This is a genomic window from Streptomyces sp. NPDC006476 (assembly GCF_040612015.1).
GTDB classification, from domain to species: Bacteria; Actinomycetota; Actinomycetes; order Streptomycetales; family Streptomycetaceae; genus Streptomyces; species Streptomyces griseorubiginosus_B.
In genome coordinates this window covers 69,251-83,469 of record NZ_JBEXPK010000021.1, presented here as the reverse complement: position 1 = coordinate 83,469, position 14,219 = coordinate 69,251, and the positions used below count along the sequence as shown (strand labels likewise).

The 14,219-nt window shown below is 70.9% G+C and carries 13 protein-coding genes and 2 tRNA genes; 12 read left to right on the top strand and 3 right to left on the bottom strand.

Features of this window, described 5'->3' with window-relative positions:
- Positions 1-74 precede the first annotated feature (74 nt).
- On the top strand, positions 75-563 hold the full coding sequence (locus tag ABZZ74_RS24395; protein WP_356768235.1) for a ribose-5-phosphate isomerase: 489 nt from the start codon (positions 75-77) through the stop codon (positions 561-563).
- 27 nt (positions 564-590) lie between these two features.
- The gene (locus ABZZ74_RS24390) at positions 591-1,400 is read left to right on the top strand and encodes a DNA-formamidopyrimidine glycosylase family protein (RefSeq protein ID WP_356768233.1); all 810 of its coding nucleotides are present in this window, start codon (positions 591-593) and stop codon (positions 1,398-1,400) included.
- A 1-nt stretch (position 1,401) separates the two neighbouring features.
- Here the strand turns inward: ABZZ74_RS24390 and ABZZ74_RS24385 are convergent, their stop codons facing one another.
- Entirely contained in the window at positions 1,402-2,631 is a 1,230-nt protein-coding gene (locus ABZZ74_RS24385) for a GNAT family N-acetyltransferase (protein WP_356768231.1), read from the bottom strand.
- Between the two features lie 162 nt (positions 2,632-2,793).
- Between ABZZ74_RS24385 and ABZZ74_RS24380 the strand changes: the two genes are divergently transcribed.
- From ABZZ74_RS24380 to ABZZ74_RS24365, 4 genes are all read left to right on the top strand, one after another.
- Positions 2,794-3,972 carry a PP2C family protein-serine/threonine phosphatase gene (locus ABZZ74_RS24380; protein ID WP_356768229.1) on the top strand — a complete coding sequence of 393 codons (1,179 nt, stop codon included), beginning with the start codon at positions 2,794-2,796 and terminating at the stop codon, positions 3,970-3,972.
- A gap of 131 nt (positions 3,973-4,103) precedes the next feature.
- Positions 4,104-4,862 (top strand): ATP-binding cassette domain-containing protein, encoded by a 759-nt coding sequence (locus ABZZ74_RS24375; protein WP_356768227.1) that lies wholly within the window; start codon positions 4,104-4,106, stop codon positions 4,860-4,862.
- A complete protein-coding gene (locus tag ABZZ74_RS24370; RefSeq protein ID WP_356768225.1) occupies positions 4,862-7,291 on the top strand; it encodes an FtsX-like permease family protein in 2,430 nt (809 codons plus the stop codon). Before ABZZ74_RS24375 ends, ABZZ74_RS24370 begins: the two co-directional genes overlap by 1 nt.
- Positions 7,288-7,758 carry an HD domain-containing protein gene (locus ABZZ74_RS24365; protein WP_356768223.1) on the top strand — a complete coding sequence of 157 codons (471 nt, stop codon included), beginning with the start codon at positions 7,288-7,290 and terminating at the stop codon, positions 7,756-7,758. The genes ABZZ74_RS24370 and ABZZ74_RS24365 overlap by 4 nt, the downstream gene beginning before the upstream one ends.
- Here the strand turns inward: ABZZ74_RS24365 and ABZZ74_RS24360 are convergent.
- Positions 7,755-8,876: an acyltransferase family protein gene (locus ABZZ74_RS24360; protein ID WP_356768221.1), complete on the bottom strand. Its 1,122-nt coding sequence runs from the start codon at positions 8,874-8,876 to the stop codon at positions 7,755-7,757. The genes ABZZ74_RS24365 and ABZZ74_RS24360 overlap by 4 nt on opposite strands.
- A gap of 489 nt (positions 8,877-9,365) precedes the next feature.
- Between ABZZ74_RS24360 and ABZZ74_RS24355 the strand changes: the two genes are divergently transcribed.
- Positions 9,366-9,560, top strand: coding sequence for a hypothetical protein (locus ABZZ74_RS24355; protein ID WP_026178055.1), 195 nt, complete (start codon positions 9,366-9,368; stop codon positions 9,558-9,560).
- 296 nt (positions 9,561-9,856) lie between these two features.
- On the top strand, positions 9,857-10,351 hold the full coding sequence (locus ABZZ74_RS24350) for an RICIN domain-containing protein (protein WP_356768219.1): 495 nt from the start codon (positions 9,857-9,859) through the stop codon (positions 10,349-10,351).
- A 160-nt stretch (positions 10,352-10,511) separates the two neighbouring features.
- Here the strand turns inward: ABZZ74_RS24350 and ABZZ74_RS24345 are convergent.
- A tRNA-Gly gene (locus tag ABZZ74_RS24345) sits at positions 10,512-10,582 on the bottom strand.
- A gap of 189 nt (positions 10,583-10,771) precedes the next feature.
- On the opposite strand from ABZZ74_RS24345, the gene ABZZ74_RS24340 reads away from it, so the two are divergent.
- From ABZZ74_RS24340 to ABZZ74_RS24325, 4 genes are all read left to right on the top strand, one after another.
- Positions 10,772-10,848, top strand: a tRNA-Pro gene (locus ABZZ74_RS24340).
- A 208-nt stretch (positions 10,849-11,056) separates the two neighbouring features.
- Entirely contained in the window at positions 11,057-12,469 is a 1,413-nt protein-coding gene (gene tig, locus ABZZ74_RS24335; protein WP_356768217.1) for a trigger factor, read from the top strand.
- A gap of 250 nt (positions 12,470-12,719) precedes the next feature.
- Positions 12,720-13,331, top strand: coding sequence for an ATP-dependent Clp protease proteolytic subunit (locus ABZZ74_RS24330; protein WP_208779874.1), 612 nt, complete (start codon positions 12,720-12,722; stop codon positions 13,329-13,331).
- Positions 13,332-13,381: 50 nt separating this feature from the next.
- Entirely contained in the window at positions 13,382-14,062 is a 681-nt protein-coding gene (locus tag ABZZ74_RS24325; RefSeq protein ID WP_356768215.1) for an ATP-dependent Clp protease proteolytic subunit, read from the top strand.
- Positions 14,063-14,219 lie beyond the last annotated feature (157 nt).

Here is a 14,219-nt window from a genome sequence, read left to right as displayed (position 1 = left end):
ATGGTCGGGTCTGGATTTCTCCTGGTCGCCACCCGGAGCTGCTGCCCGGAAACGGCCGTGTCACACTCGGAGCCATGCGCGTGTATATCGGCTCCGACCATGCCGGCTTCGAACTCAAGAACCACCTCGTCGAGTGGCTGAAGTCGGCCGGCCACGACCCCGTCGACTGCGGCCCGCACATCTACGACGCCCAGGACGACTACCCGCCCTTCTGCCTCCGCGCCGCGGTGCGGACGGCCGCGGACCCCGACTCCCTCGGCATCGTGATCGGCGGTTCGGGCAACGGCGAGCAGATCGCGGCGAACAAGGTGAAGGGCGTGCGCGCGGCGCTGGCCTGGAGCGAGGAGACCGCATCCCTGGGCCGCCAGCACAACAACGCCAACGTGGTCGCGGTGGGCGGGCGCATGCACACCCAGGAGGAGGCGACGAAGTTCGTCGAGATCTTCCTGAACACGCCGTTCTCCGGCGACGAGCGCCATCAGCGCCGGATCGACATGCTCTCGGCGTACGAGACGACGGGCGATCTGCCCCCGATCCCCGCGCACCACCCGCAGCAGGACTGAACCGAGGGCCGGAAAGGAACACGCACCGTGCCAGAGGGGCACACGATCCACCGGCTGGCGTTGGACTACGTCGACCGCTTCTCCGGCACGGCACCCCGCGTGACCAGCCCCCAGGGCAAGTTCTCCGACGCCGCCGCACTGCTCGACGGGGCCGGGCTCACCCGTACCGAGGCCCACGGAAAGCACCTCTTCCTGGGCTTCCGCGACGCCGAATGGGTCCACATCCATCTGGGCCTGTTCGGCAAGGTCGCCTTCGGTGACGCCCCCGCGCCGCCGCCCACCGACACGGTCCGGCTGCGCCTCGCGAACGCCACCTCGTACGTGGACCTGCGCGGCCCGACCACCTGCGCGCTCATCACCGACGCCGAGAAGCAGGCGATACACGCGCGCCTCGGCCCCGACCCGCTCCGGGACGACGCCGACCCGGAGGCGGCGTACCGGCGGATCTCCCGCAGCCGTACGACGATCGCCGCGCTGCTCATGGACCAGAAGGTGATCGCAGGCGTCGGCAACGTCTACCGCGCCGAGGTCCTCTTCCGGCACCGGATCGACCCCTACCGCGCGGGCCGGGACATCACGCCCGCCGAGTGGTGGCTGATCTGGACGGACCTGGTCGAGCTGATACACGAGGGCGTGCGCCACAACCGGATCGACACCGTCCGCCCCGAGCACACGCCCGAGGCGATGGGCCGTCCGCCCCGCGTCGACGACCACGGCGGCGAGGTGTACGTCTACCGGCGGGCCACCCTGCCCTGCCACATCTGCGGCGGCGAGATCCACACCGCCGACCTCGCCGCCCGCAACCTCTTCTGGTGCCCGACCTGCCAGACGCCGTGACCTAGAACCCGTGCGGCAGCCACGGGGCGACCGTGGAGGCGAAGGCGAGGGACGCCTCTGCCAGGGCGCCCTGGCGCAGCTCCCGTACCCGGCCGGCCGCGGCGAGTGCGTCCAGGCTCACGCCGCCGAGGTAGGCCGAGCCCAACTCCCGTACCGACAGGGCGAGATCGGCGGCGTCCTCGGTGCGTGCGCAGGACGCGCCCTTCGGATCGCCGGTCAGTCGCCAACGGCCGCTGTTCCAGGGGCAGAAGGCGTCCTCGACCGCCAACACCACGTCCACCGGCGTCTGGTAGGTCCGAGTCTCCAGCGCGGCCCCGACGTCCACCAGCCGTACGTGCAGCGAGTCCCGCACGAGCAGCGAGCAGCGGCGGATGTCGGAGACCAGGTACTGCCACGGCTCGTCCACCGGCCGGCGCCGCGCGTCGATCCTCGAGGTCAGGTCGATGCCGAACAGGAACCGCCACAGCGCCGCGTGCGCCGCTGGGTCCAGCGCGTCCACGTCCTGCACGACGACCGTCCCGTGGGGCCCCGCGGGCTCCCAGTCCGGCTTGACCCGGAACCGCGCGTACCCGACGACCTCCCCGTCCCGCTCCGCGAGCACGCACTGCAGCGGCGAGGCGCCGTCCCGCTCGCTCTCCGGATCGAGCACCCACAGCCGCTCCCAGCCCGGGACCCGCGCCACCATCCCCGGCCGCCGGGCGACCAGCCGGGCGTACACGGCCTCGCAGGCGTCGAGCGCGTCGGCCGGCTCGGCGTACCGCAGCCGTACGTCATCGGTGCCGTCCGGCACGGACAGCCGTACCCGGGTGGTGTCGATCTCGGCGTTGGCGTGGAACGTAGCGGCGCCGTACCCGAACCGCCCGTAGATCGCGGGTTCCGAGGCCGTCAGCACGGCCAGCGGCTCGCCCCAGGACCGTACGTCCGCCAACTGCCGCCGCATCATGGACGTGAGCACCCCGCGCCGCCGGTGCGTGGCGGCCACGCTCACCATGGTCACGCCGGCCGCGGGCACGGCGCTGCCGCCCGGCACGGTGAGCCGGAAGCGGAACGCCCCCGCCGTCCCCACGCAGATGTCACCGTCCCAGACCCCGATCGCCCGGTCCGGCTCGGTGAGCTCCCGCCACAGCGCCCGCTCCTCGGCGGGCTCCGGAACCCCACCGAAGGCGCGGATCAAGGTGTCGTACCACTCATCCCAGTTCTCAGCTGCCAGCACTCGCACGTCAGTCCGCATGAACCATGCCTACCAGGGCATTGCGGGACGAGCGAGGGAATTTCGGCTTGACGCCCGCGCGACGGCTTTCGGTGAAGTTCACTGTGAAGTTGAGCCTCGGACGGGGGACAAGTGGGACCTCCCGTGCCAAGCAGCAGGTCCGATGGATAGGGTCCCGAACTAATGACAGCAGGACGAGAGCGGCGCGCGGAGGCCGAGACGTTCACGGCCCGGTTGAGGATGCAGTGGCACCGGGTCCGCACCGGCCTGCGCAAAAGCGCCGTGGACTACTTCCGCGGGGACGGCTCGGACTGGTTCGCCCTCGCCGGGCTGTTCCTCACCGTCCCGGTGATCGCGGGCGTCACCCTCGCCAACTCCGTGTGGTGCTCCCCGGCCGCCCTGGTCGTGCCGATCGTCGCCGGCGGTCTGCTGTTGCGCCCCGCCAGCCTGCTCGCCCTGTACGCGGCGGCGGCCACGGCACTGATCGTGGAGTCGGTGAAGCTGGGCCCGTACACCGAGGGACCCTCGCGGGTCACCCCGGGCGTGGTGCTCGTCGTCGCCGCCTGTGGTTTCTTCGGGCTGCTGGTCGCGCAGTTCCGCAGCCGGGTCGGCGTGCCCTGGCGGCGCGGCGGCACGATGCTGTTCGACCTGCGCGAGCGGATCCGGGTGCAGAGCAAGCTGCCGAAGCTGCCGGACGGCTGGCACCGGGAGATGGCTCTGCGGCCGGCCGGCGGCCAGTCCTTCTCCGGCGACTTCGTGGTGGCGGCCCGGACCAACGGCGGCCGCACCCTGGAGGTCGTCCTCACGGACGTTTCCGGCAAGGGCATGGATGCCGGCTCCCGCGCGCTGCTGCTCTCGGGCGCCTTCGGCGGCCTGCTGGGCTCGCTCCCGCCGCACGCCTTCCTCCCGGCCGCGAACGGCTACCTGCTCCGTCAGGACTGGGACGAGGGCTTCGCCACCTCCATCCACCTGGTCCTCGACCTCGACTCCGGCGACTACGAGCTCTACTCGGCCGGTCATCCGCCGGGCCTCCAACTGAGCGCGGGCAGCGGCCGCTGGGAGGAGAAGGCGGCCGAGGGCCCGCTGCTCGGTGTGTACGACGGCGCCCAGTTCGACCCCGTGAAGGGCTCGCTGCGCGCCGGAGACGTGTTGATGCTGTTCACGGACGGCCTGGTGGAGACCTCCGACCGGGACATCGTCGAGGGCATCGACCGCCTGACCGGAGAGGCCGACCGCTATGTCGCGGGCGGCTTCCACGGCGCCGCCTGGCACCTGATCGAGGCGGTGGCGAAGGACGTGAACGACGACCGGGCGCTGCTGCTGATCTGCCGGGAAGGCCCCACGGCGGCAGCGGCCCGCTGACCCGAGCGGCCGGTGGGACCTCGGTGGGGTTTTCCCCCGCCCGCATCCGCCAGCCGCCCTCATCGCCCGCCCGCCCTCCGCATCCGTACGTTCGAAGCATCCCCGAACGACAACGGACCGGAAGGACAGACATGGCTGCCGATTGGGCCGTGGAACTGCACGGAGTCACCCGCCGCTACGGCCGCGGCCGCACCGCTGTCCACGCCCTGCGCGGCATCGACCTCACCCTCGCGCCCGGCACCTTCACCGCCGTGATGGGCCCCTCCGGCTCCGGCAAGTCCACGTTCCTGCAGTGCGCGGCGGGCCTGGACCGTCCCACCTCCGGCACCGTCCGCCTCGGCGGCACGGAGATCACCGGCATGAAGGAGAACAAGCTGACGGCTCTGCGCCGCACCCGCCTCGGCTTCGTCTTCCAGGCCTTCAACCTCCTGCCCTCCCTCACGGTCGAACAGAACGTCGCCCTGCCCACCCGCCTGGCCGGCCACCGTCCCGACCGCCGCCGCACCGCCGAGGTCCTCGCACAGGTCGGCCTCGCCGACAAGGCCCGCCGCCGCCCCGGCCAGCTCTCCGGCGGCCAGCAGCAGCGGGTCGCGATCGCCCGCGCCCTGGTCACCCGCCCCGACGTCGTCTTCGCCGACGAGCCGACCGGCGCCCTGGACACGACGACGGCGGCCGAGATCCTCGCCCTCCTGCGCCGGGCCGTCGACGTGCACGGCGCCACGGTGGTGATGGTCACCCATGACCCGACGGCGGCCTCCTGGGCGGACCGCGTCCTGTTCCTGGCCGACGGCGAGATGGCCGCCAGCCTCGACCGCGCGACCCCCGCCGAGATCGCCGCCCGTATGACGGCCCTCACCGCCTCCCGGCCCTATGCCAAGGCGGCCGCCTGATGTTCGCCCCCAACGGCCTCGCCCGCGCGGCCCTCCGCTTCCGCCCCGCCGCGTTCGCCGGCACCTTCGTGGCCCTGGTGATGGCCGCGATGGTCGTCTCGGCCTGCGGCATCCTCCTGGAAACCGGAATCCGGGCCTCCGTCCCGCCCGCCCGGTACGCCGCCGCCCCCGTGGTGGCCGCCGCCGACCAGCGCGCTCCCTACGGCCACGGCGACGACGCCGACAGCGAACCGGTCCCCGACCGCGCCCGCCTCGACGCCGACATGGTGCGCAGGGCGGCCTCGGTCCCGGGCGCCCGTACCGCCGTGGCCGACCTCACCTTCCCCGTGCGCGGCCCGCACGGCACCGCCCTCACCGCCCACGGCTTCGGCTCCACCGTCTTCACCGGCGAGCGGCTCACCGCCGGCCGGGCGCCCGGCCCCGGCGAGGTCGTCCTGCCCCGGGCCCGAGTCGGCGACCGCGTCACCCTCACCACCCCGGCCGGAACCGGCACCTACCGCGTCTCCGGTACGACCGACACCCCCGCAGGCACCGCCTGGTTCACCGACTCCGTGGCCGTGCGCGTCTCCGGCCACCCCGACCGCATCGACGCCATCGCCGTGCTCCCCAGGCCCGGCGTCCCGACCGCCGCCCTCAAGTCCCAGGTGGAGCACGCCCTCCGGGGCCACGCCAAGGTGCACACCGGGCGGGACCGGGGCGCGGTGGAGGACCCCACGCTGGCCGAGGCGAAGGAGACCCTCATCGGCATCGGCGGCTCCTTCGGCGGAGTGGCCACCATGGTCGCCGTCTTCACCGCGGCCGGCACCGTGGCCCTCGCGGTGGGCCAACGTGCCCGCGAGTTCGCCCTGTTGCGCGCGATCGGCACCACCCCGCGCCAGATCCGCCGCACGATCGCCACCGAGACCCTCCTGGTCGCCCCGCTCGCCGGGGCGCTCGGCTGCCTGCCCGGAACCGCCCTGGCCCACTGGTGGTTCGGGCAGCTGAAACACAAAGGCGCGGTCCCGGAGGCGGTCCACCTGTCCGTCTCCTGGATCCCGCTGGTCTCCGCGGCCGGCGCGGTCCTGCTCACCGCCCTCGTCTCCGGCTACACGGCCGCCCACCGCACCTCCCGCATCAAGCCGGGCCAGGCCCTCGGCGAGGCGTCCGTGGAGCGGCTGCGCATCGGCTGGATCCGTACCCCGCTCGGCATCGCCGCGGCGGCCGGCGGCTTCGTCTGCGCGGGCCTGGCCGCCTCCCTCACCGGTGAGGACGCGGCCAACACGGCCCTCGGCATCGTCTTCCTCTTCATGCTGGCCGTCGCGCTGCTCGGCCCCCTCGTCGCCCGTGCCTGCGCCGGCCTGTTCGGTCTGCCCCTGCGCGGCGCGGGCGCCCCGGCGGTGCTGGCCGCCGCCAACTCCCGCAGCAACGCCCGCCGTCTGGCCTCCGCGATCACCCCGATCGTGCTGGCGATGGCGTTCTCCTCGGTCCTGGTCTTCCTGCACACCAGCGAGGAACGCGTCACCGCCGACCAGCAGCACGCCGGCATCCTCGCCGACCACGTCGTCACCGCCGACCCGGGCCTGCCCCCGGACGCCGTACGGCAGGCCGCGCGCACCCCCGAAGTCACCGCCGCCGTCGGCCTGTTGAAGTCGTCGGTCCTCGTCCCGGCCTCCGGCGCCCTGGAGTCGGCCACCGCACAGGGCGTCACGGGCACGGTCCGCGACCTGACCGCCGTACAGAACCTGGACGTCAAGCACGGCCGACTCGCCCTGGGCCGTGGGGAGATCGCCGTCGACGCCTCCCTCGCCCAGAGTGCCCACGTCCACGTCGGCGACCGCCTCCACCTCCGGCTGCCCGACGGCACCAAGGCGAGCCCGGTCGTCACGGCGACGTACGGACGCGGTATGGGACTCGCCCAGGTCACCCTGTCACACGCCGACCTGGCGACCCATGTGAGCTCCGCCTTCGACATGGAGCTGTGGACCAGGGGCGGTACACATGCCGGACTGAAGGCGTTCGGCACCGTCCTCGACCGCGGCGACTACACCGCCGCCCAGTCCGTCGACCGGGAGCTGAACGCCTGGGCGAACGCCGTGATGGCGGGCGTCCTCGGCGGTTTCGCGGCCGTCGCCGCCGTCAACACGCTGGTCATGACCGTCCTCGACCGGCGCCGTGAACTCGGCACGCTTCGGCTGATCGGCTCCACCCGCCGCCAGGTGCTGCGCATGATCCGCTGGGAGGCCCTGCTGGTCGCCCTCGCCGGCATCGTCCTCGGCACGGGCATCGCGCTGGCCACCCTGGTGCCGATGACGAAGGGGCTGACCGGGCAGGGGCCGTACATCCCGCCGCTGGTGTACGGGGCGTTCGCCGGGACGATCGTCGTCCTCGGCGTCCTCGCCGCGACCCTCCCGGCTCGGGCGGCGCTGCGCGGGGAGACACTTCAGGAGTGACCGAGACATCCGAAGGGCTCACCCTGGCCGAGGTGGAGGCCCTCGCCCGGGCCGCCCACGAGGGACAGACCGACAAGGCGGGCCGGCCCTACGCCGAGCATCTGCGGGCCGTCGCCGAGGGGGTGCGCGCGCGGGGCGGCGACGCCGAGCAGATCGCTGCCGCCTGGCTGCACGACGCCGTGGAGGACGACGCGCTGAGCGAACGGTGGCTGGAGCGGGCCGCGTTGAGCCGCCGTACGAAGGACATCGTGCTCGCGGTCACCAAGCGGGCGGGGGAGACGCCCGAGGAGTACGCCGCGCGGATCCTCGCCACGCCGGGCGCGCTGCTGGTGAAGGAGGCGGACCTGGCGCACAACGCCGACCCGGCCCGCCTCGCCCGCCTCGCCGACGGGGCCACCCGCACCCGGCTGACCGAGAAGTACGCCCGGATGCGCGCACTCCTCGGCCTGGAGCAGCCCCAGCCCTAGGCGTTGGCCATCTGCCGCTGCTCGGCCTTCTCGCGGTCGCGGGCCAGGTCGGCCGCGTCCCGCTTGAACGCCCACTTCATGTCGGGTTCCATCGCGAACCGGAACACCCGCCGCACCGGCGCGGTGCACAGCAGGGTGACGACGGCGCCCGCGACGAGGGTCACGAAGATCTCACCGAGCGGACCGTGCAGCCACGTGTGGTCGAACCAGCCGTAGAAGTCACCGGCCTTGACCACGAAGCCGTGCAGCAGATAGCCGTACAGCGTGCCCGCGCCGAGCGCCGTGAACCACATCCTGCGGCCCGGCACCCAGGCGAAGAAGCAGGCGGTCAGCAGCAGCGAACAGCCCATCAGGGCCAGCACCATGACCGGCCCGGACCACCAGGGCGCGCCCAGTTCCCCGGCGGAGTCGCGGTGGTAGAACCAGGCGGCGTTCATCCGTGGCACCGCCCACCAGCCGACCGTCAGCGCGCCGGCGAAGACCGGCACCGACAGGAGCCGCACGGCACGCGTGCGCACCATCTGGAAGTGCTCCGGCTTCATGCACAGACCCAGCACGAAGTACGGCAGGAACTGCAGGACGCGCTGCAGGTCCAGGTCGTCACCGATGTCCGGCGACAGCGTCGCGAGCATGGCGACGGCGATGGCCAGGGGGAGCGGCCACCGGACGGTCTTCCACAGCGGGGTGGTCAGCCGCCACACGAACAGCGCGACCAGGAACCAGGTCAGGTACCAGGGATCCAGCAGACTGACCGACATGCCCGGGTCGTGGTCGCCGTAGCGTTTGAAGAGCGAGTACGCCGTCTCGAAGAGGATGTACGGCACCGCTACACCGGTGATCAGGCGGCGCAGCCGGTCGGGGCGCATGTCGAAGCTGCGGGAGAAGTAGCCGGAGATGATGATGAACGCCGGCATGTGGAAGGCGTACACGACGGTGTAGGCGGCCTCCAGGACGCGGCTGTCGCCCTTGAGCGGTTCCCAGGAGTGGCCCATGGCCACCAGCACGATCGCCAGGTACTTGGCGTTGTCGAAGAACGCGTCGCGCTGTGGGGGCGTCGGCGGCCGGGCCGGGGGGAGCGGTGTTCTGAGATGACCGGGGGACGAAGCGGCGTCGAACATCTGGGAAACCCTAGCGGCGTCTGTGGGAATTCGTAAAACCGTCCATGTCATTCCTGCATAAGGCTGCGCAGGAACCCCTCGGTTACCCGGGAATTGCGGAAGTAGACATCTCCGTCCGCTGACCTTATGCACCGGTTAGTCCGGATTATTCAGAACAAAACCACAGAAATCGCGCCCTCTTGATGTGTCTGTGGCGACAATTCGAATTGCCTGCGAACGAGTTGTGTGGACAAGGAAACGATCCCGGGCAATTTCCAATGCGGGTGCGCCGTCGAATTCCTGTGCGGGAGACCGGAGTTGGGGGTGCGTCGGGGGTGCGGGGAGTGGTCGCCTCTGCATGGCCCGGGCAAAGGTCGGGCACAGTGTGGCCGACGATGCCTCACCTGCCGCATACGCGGGCCTGGTTGGTGGCACGATGGTTCTGGCGGGGGTGTGCGGGCCGGGCACCCCCGGGCCGGGAGAGCGGACCGACCGAGGGTGTGATCAGTTGTGGCCATTTCACTGTCTGTGGTGCTGCTGTTGGCGATCATCCTGGTGGTGTTGATCCGGGGCGGCTCCATCAAGGCCGGACCCGCCATCGTCGCGATCCTGTTCGGCTTCTTCCTCGCGTCGACCGGCATGGCCCCTTCGATCAACCGCTTCCTCAACTCGATAGCGGAGACGATCAACTCGATCAGCTTCTGACCGTCGCGAGCGGTCGGGGCGCCGGCGCGGCGCTTTCCCGCCATGCCGCCGTCCCGCGGCGACGTGCGCCCCGGCCGCCGGTTCGCCGTCGATCTTCTTCGTAAACCGGGAGGAAACGGGCACCCGGTCATCGCGCGGGACCGTACGGAAAATCCCCCCTTAACCCGCACCACCCCTCGCATTCATTTGCGAAGGGGCTGAAAGCCCTGTGTTCGGGCCTGAGTCCGTCGAGCCAAGATCACCCTGCCAAGAAGGCGGGGCGAAGGGCGTCCCGCACGACGGAAGGATTCCCTCACGTGCTGAAGAGATCCTGGGCGGCGCTGGCGGCGGGCGCGCTGACGGTCACGGCCCTGGCGGCGTCCGCGCCCTCGGCCGGCGCGGTCGACGTCTACTCGCGGGTGCAGAACTACAAGAGCGGCCGCTGTCTGTCGCTGGCCGGCGGCGGCTCCACGGCCGACGGCACCAACGCCGTCATCTACACCTGCGGCACCGGCCATGAGCAGTACTGGTTCGAGGCCACGCCCTCCGGCGAGCTGCGCAACCTCAAGAGCGGCAAGTGCCTGTCCCTGGCGGGCGGAGGCGCCACGGCCAACGGCACCGAGGTGATCCTCTGGAGCTGCAACGGCCGCTCCGAGCAGGAGTGGGACTACTCGAGCACCGGCCAGCTCTACAACATCAAGGCCGGCAAGTGCATGTCCACGGCCGGCGGCGGAGGCACCGCCAACAACACCAAGGTGATCATCTACAACTGCCTCGGCAGCACCGAACAGGAATGGGACTGGATCGGCTGACGCCCTCCACGAACGACTCAGGCCCGGCGGACGAGTGGACACCCCCGCGCCGCGGCTCTGGGCGGAACGGGCACGCGGAGGGCACGGACGGCTGATTCGACGACTCAGGCCCAGGTCTGCGGGTAAATTTATCCGCAGACCTGGGCCTGAGCCATGCCAGAGCGGGCGACGGGAATCGAACCCGCGTAGCCAGTTTGGAAGACTGGGGCTCTACCATTGAGCTACGCCCGCACACAGCGCGCCGCAGGTCGGAAAGACCGCGGCACTGAAGGCATCGTAGCGGGTCGGCGCGCCCGGCCGCACACCGCATTGCCCGGCCGCCCCGCCCGCGCGCCCCGGCGAGGGAAATGCGGCGGCCCCGGCTGGGGAAATGCGGCAGCCCCACTGCCTGCGGCCATGTACCCTACGTGTCGCACCAGACGGGGTGTGGCGCAGCTTGGTAGCGCGTCCGCTTTGGGAGCGGAAGGCCGTGGGTTCAAATCCCGCCACCCCGACCAGCGGCCGGTCAACACCGGCCACCCGCGCGATCACCTCGGGTGATCGCGTCCCTTGATCGCCTTTGGGGCGTGTCGCCGCTGCCGTTACTATGCAAGCTGCACGCCCGTGTGTCTCTCCTCTACGAAGCAGTCCTCCGGGCGGCGAATCCGCCGGAGCCGTTCTGGCCCCGGCAGAATCCGAGAAGTCAGCCATCAAGGAGACCGAACCGTGAAGAGCGCCGTGGAGACCCTGAACCCGACCCGGGTTCGGCTCACTGTCGAGGTGCCCTTCGAGGAGCTCAAGGACAGCCTCGACGCGGCGTACAAGAAGATCAACCAGCAGGTCACGGTGAAGGGCTTCCGCAAGGGCAAGATCCCTGCCCGCGTCATCGACCAGCGGTTCGGCCGCGGTGCGGTCCTGGAGGAGGCGGTCAACGACGCGCTTCCGAAGTTCTACACCGAGGCGGTCAACGAGGCCGAGATCGACGTCCTCGGCCAGCCCGAGGTCGACATCACGGAGCTGAAGGACGGCGAGACGCTGAACTTCACCGCCGAGGTCGACGTCCGCCCGGCCCTGGAGATCCCGGACTACTCCGGCATCGAGGTCGAGGTCGACGCCGTCGAGGTCACCGACGAGGACATCGAGAAGTCGGTCGAGCAGCTCCGCGAGCGCTTCGCCTCCACCTCCCCGGTCGAGCGCGCCGCCGAGGACGGCGACGTGGTCACCATCGACCTGGAGGCCAAGGTCGACGGCGAGGTCCTCGAGGACGGCATCGCCAGCGGCGTTTCCTACACCATCGGCTCCGGCGAGCTGCTGGACGGCATCGACGACGCCGTGAAGGGCCTGGAGGCGGGTGGCGAGGCCACCTTCACCTCCGAGCTCAAGGGCGGCTCCGCGGCCGGCAAGGAGGCCGAGGTCACCGTCAAGGTCACCCAGGTCGCCGCGCGCGAACTGCCCGAGCTGGACGACGACTTCGCGCAGCTCGCCTCCGAGTTCGACACCCTCGAGGAGCTCAAGGCCGACAGCCGCAAGCGCCTGGAGAACATGAAGCAGTACGACCAGGCCACGCAGGCCCAGGAGCGCGTCCTGGACAAGCTGCTGGAGCTCGTCGAGGTGCCCGTCCCCGAGAAGCTGCTCGAGGACGAGATCAACACCCGCAAGCACAACCTGGAGCACCACCAGCTCGGCCAGATGGGCCTCACCCTCGACAAGTACCTGGAGATCCAGGGCAAGACCGCCGAGGAGTTCGAGACCGAGACCCGTGAGGCGGCGGTCAAGGGCATCAAGACCCAGTTCGTCCTCGACGAGCTGGTCAAGCAGGAGAAGCTGAACGTCAACCAGGAGGAGCTCACCGAGCACCTCATGCGCCGCGCGGCCTCCTCCGGCATGTCCCCCGACCAGTTCGCCCAGGCCGTCGTCGAGGGCGGCCAGGTGCCGCTGCTGGTCGGCGAGGTCGCCCGCGGCAAGGCCCTCGCGGTCGTCGTCGAGGCCGCCACGGTCAAGGACACCAACGGCGAGATCGTCGACCTGGACGACGAGGAGGACGAGGCCGCCGAGGCGACCGAGGAGGCCACCGCGGAGGCGGCCACCGAGGACGCTCCGGCCGAGGACGCCGCGGCCGGGGAGAAGACCGAGGGCTGACGCCCGAGGCGCCTGGAGATGTCGCGGGGAAGGGCCCGGGGACGTGTTCCCCGGGCCCTTCCCCGCATACGGCGAGGGGGCGCCCGCCGCTACGCCCCCGGCGAACACCCCCGTTACCGGGATTCCCCGGAGGGACCAGCGCGTTAGGGTCCATGAGTACGAGGGCAGGGGAGTCCCCGTTGCCCCGGCAGTACACGTGAGACGGCCCGGCGCCGTCGTAAGACGAGCAGGTGGATACGTGACGAATCTGATGCCCTCCGCCGCCGGCGAGCCTTCCATCGGTGGTGGCCTCGGCGACCAGGTCTACAACCGGCTGCTCAACGAGCGGATCATCTTCCTCGGCCAGCCGGTCGACGACGACATCGCGAACAAGATCACCGCACAGTTGCTGCTCCTTGCCGCGGCCGACCCCGACAAGGACATCAACCTCTACATCAACAGCCCGGGCGGCTCGATCACGGCCGGCATGGCGATCTACGACACCATGCAGTTCATCAAGAACGACGTGATGACGATCGCCATGGGCCTCGCCGCCTCCATGGGCCAGTTCCTGCTCAGCGCGGGCACCCCGGGCAAGCGGTTCGCCCTCCCGAACGCCGAGATCCTGATCCACCAGCCCTCCGCCGGTCTGGCCGGTTCTGCCTCGGACATCAAGATCCACGCCGAGCGGCTGCTGCACACCAAGAAGCGCATGGCCGAGCTCACGGCCCAGCACACCGGCCAGACCGTCGAGCAGATCACCCGCGACTCGGACCGCGACCGCTGGTTCGACCCGCAGGAGGCCAAGGAGTACGGCCTCATCGACGACGTCATCACCACGGCTGCCGGCATCCCGGGCGGCGGCGGCACCACCGGGGCCTGAGGCCCCAGGACAGCCCCCAGCCGACCGCCTCAGCCCCTAGGAGACAGACAGTGAACGACTTCCCCGGCAGCAGCCTGTACGACCGCACACACGCCGAGTACACGGGTCCCACCGCCGAGTCCCGCTACGTGATCCCCCGCTTCGTCGAGCGCACCTCGCAGGGCATCCGCGAGTACGACCCGTACGCGAAGCTCTTCGAGGAGCGCGTGATCTTCCTCGGCGTGCAGATCGACGACGCCTCCGCCAACGACGTCATGGCGCAGCTGCTGTGCCTGGAGTCGATGGACCCCGACCGGGACATCTCGGTCTACATCAACAGCCCCGGCGGCTCCTTCACGGCGCTCACCGCGATCTACGACACGATGCAGTTCGTGAAGCCCGACATCCAGACGGTCTGCATGGGCCAGGCGGCCTCCGCCGCCGCCGTCCTGCTGGCCGCCGGTTCGCCGGGCAAGCGCATGGCGCTGCCCAACGCCCGCGTGCTGATCCACCAGCCCTACAGCGAGACGGGGCGCGGTCAGGTCTCCGACCTGGAGATCGCCGCCAACGAAATCCTCCGGATGCGCTCGCAGCTGGAGGAGATGCTGGCCAAGCACTCGACCACGCCGATCGAGAAGATCCGCGAGGACATCGAGCGCGACAAGATCCTCACGGCCGAGGACGCGCTGTCGTACGGCCTGATCGACCAGATCATCTCCACCCGGAAGATGAACAACGCGGCCGTCCGCTGACAAAGAAGCGGGCGGAAGCTGTATCGTCTGCCGCCCCTTGGCACGGTTGGTGTGCTTTGACACGCTGCACGTCACAGTGAACCGCGCCAAGGGGGGCCCGAACGGGGGGCCCGGCAAGGTACCGTCGGAATAGGCAGCACCAGGAGCCGCTGGATCT

Coding starts and splice junctions, on each gene's coding strand:
- ABZZ74_RS24360 (WP_356768221.1), bottom strand. CDS start 8,876: ATGTTCGACGCCGCTTCGTCCCCCGGTCATCTCAGAACACCGCTCCCC.
- ABZZ74_RS24385 (WP_356768231.1), bottom strand. CDS start 2,631: ATGCGGACTGACGTGCGAGTGCTGGCAGCTGAGAACTGGGATGAGTGG.
- ABZZ74_RS24370 (WP_356768225.1), top strand. CDS start 4,862: ATGTTCGCCCCCAACGGCCTCGCCCGCGCGGCCCTCCGCTTCCGCCCC.
- ABZZ74_RS24375 (WP_356768227.1), top strand. CDS start 4,104: ATGGCTGCCGATTGGGCCGTGGAACTGCACGGAGTCACCCGCCGCTAC.
- ABZZ74_RS24395 (WP_356768235.1), top strand. CDS start 75: ATGCGCGTGTATATCGGCTCCGACCATGCCGGCTTCGAACTCAAGAAC.
- ABZZ74_RS24330 (WP_208779874.1), top strand. CDS start 12,720: ATGCCCTCCGCCGCCGGCGAGCCTTCCATCGGTGGTGGCCTCGGCGAC.
- ABZZ74_RS24380 (WP_356768229.1), top strand. CDS start 2,794: ATGACAGCAGGACGAGAGCGGCGCGCGGAGGCCGAGACGTTCACGGCC.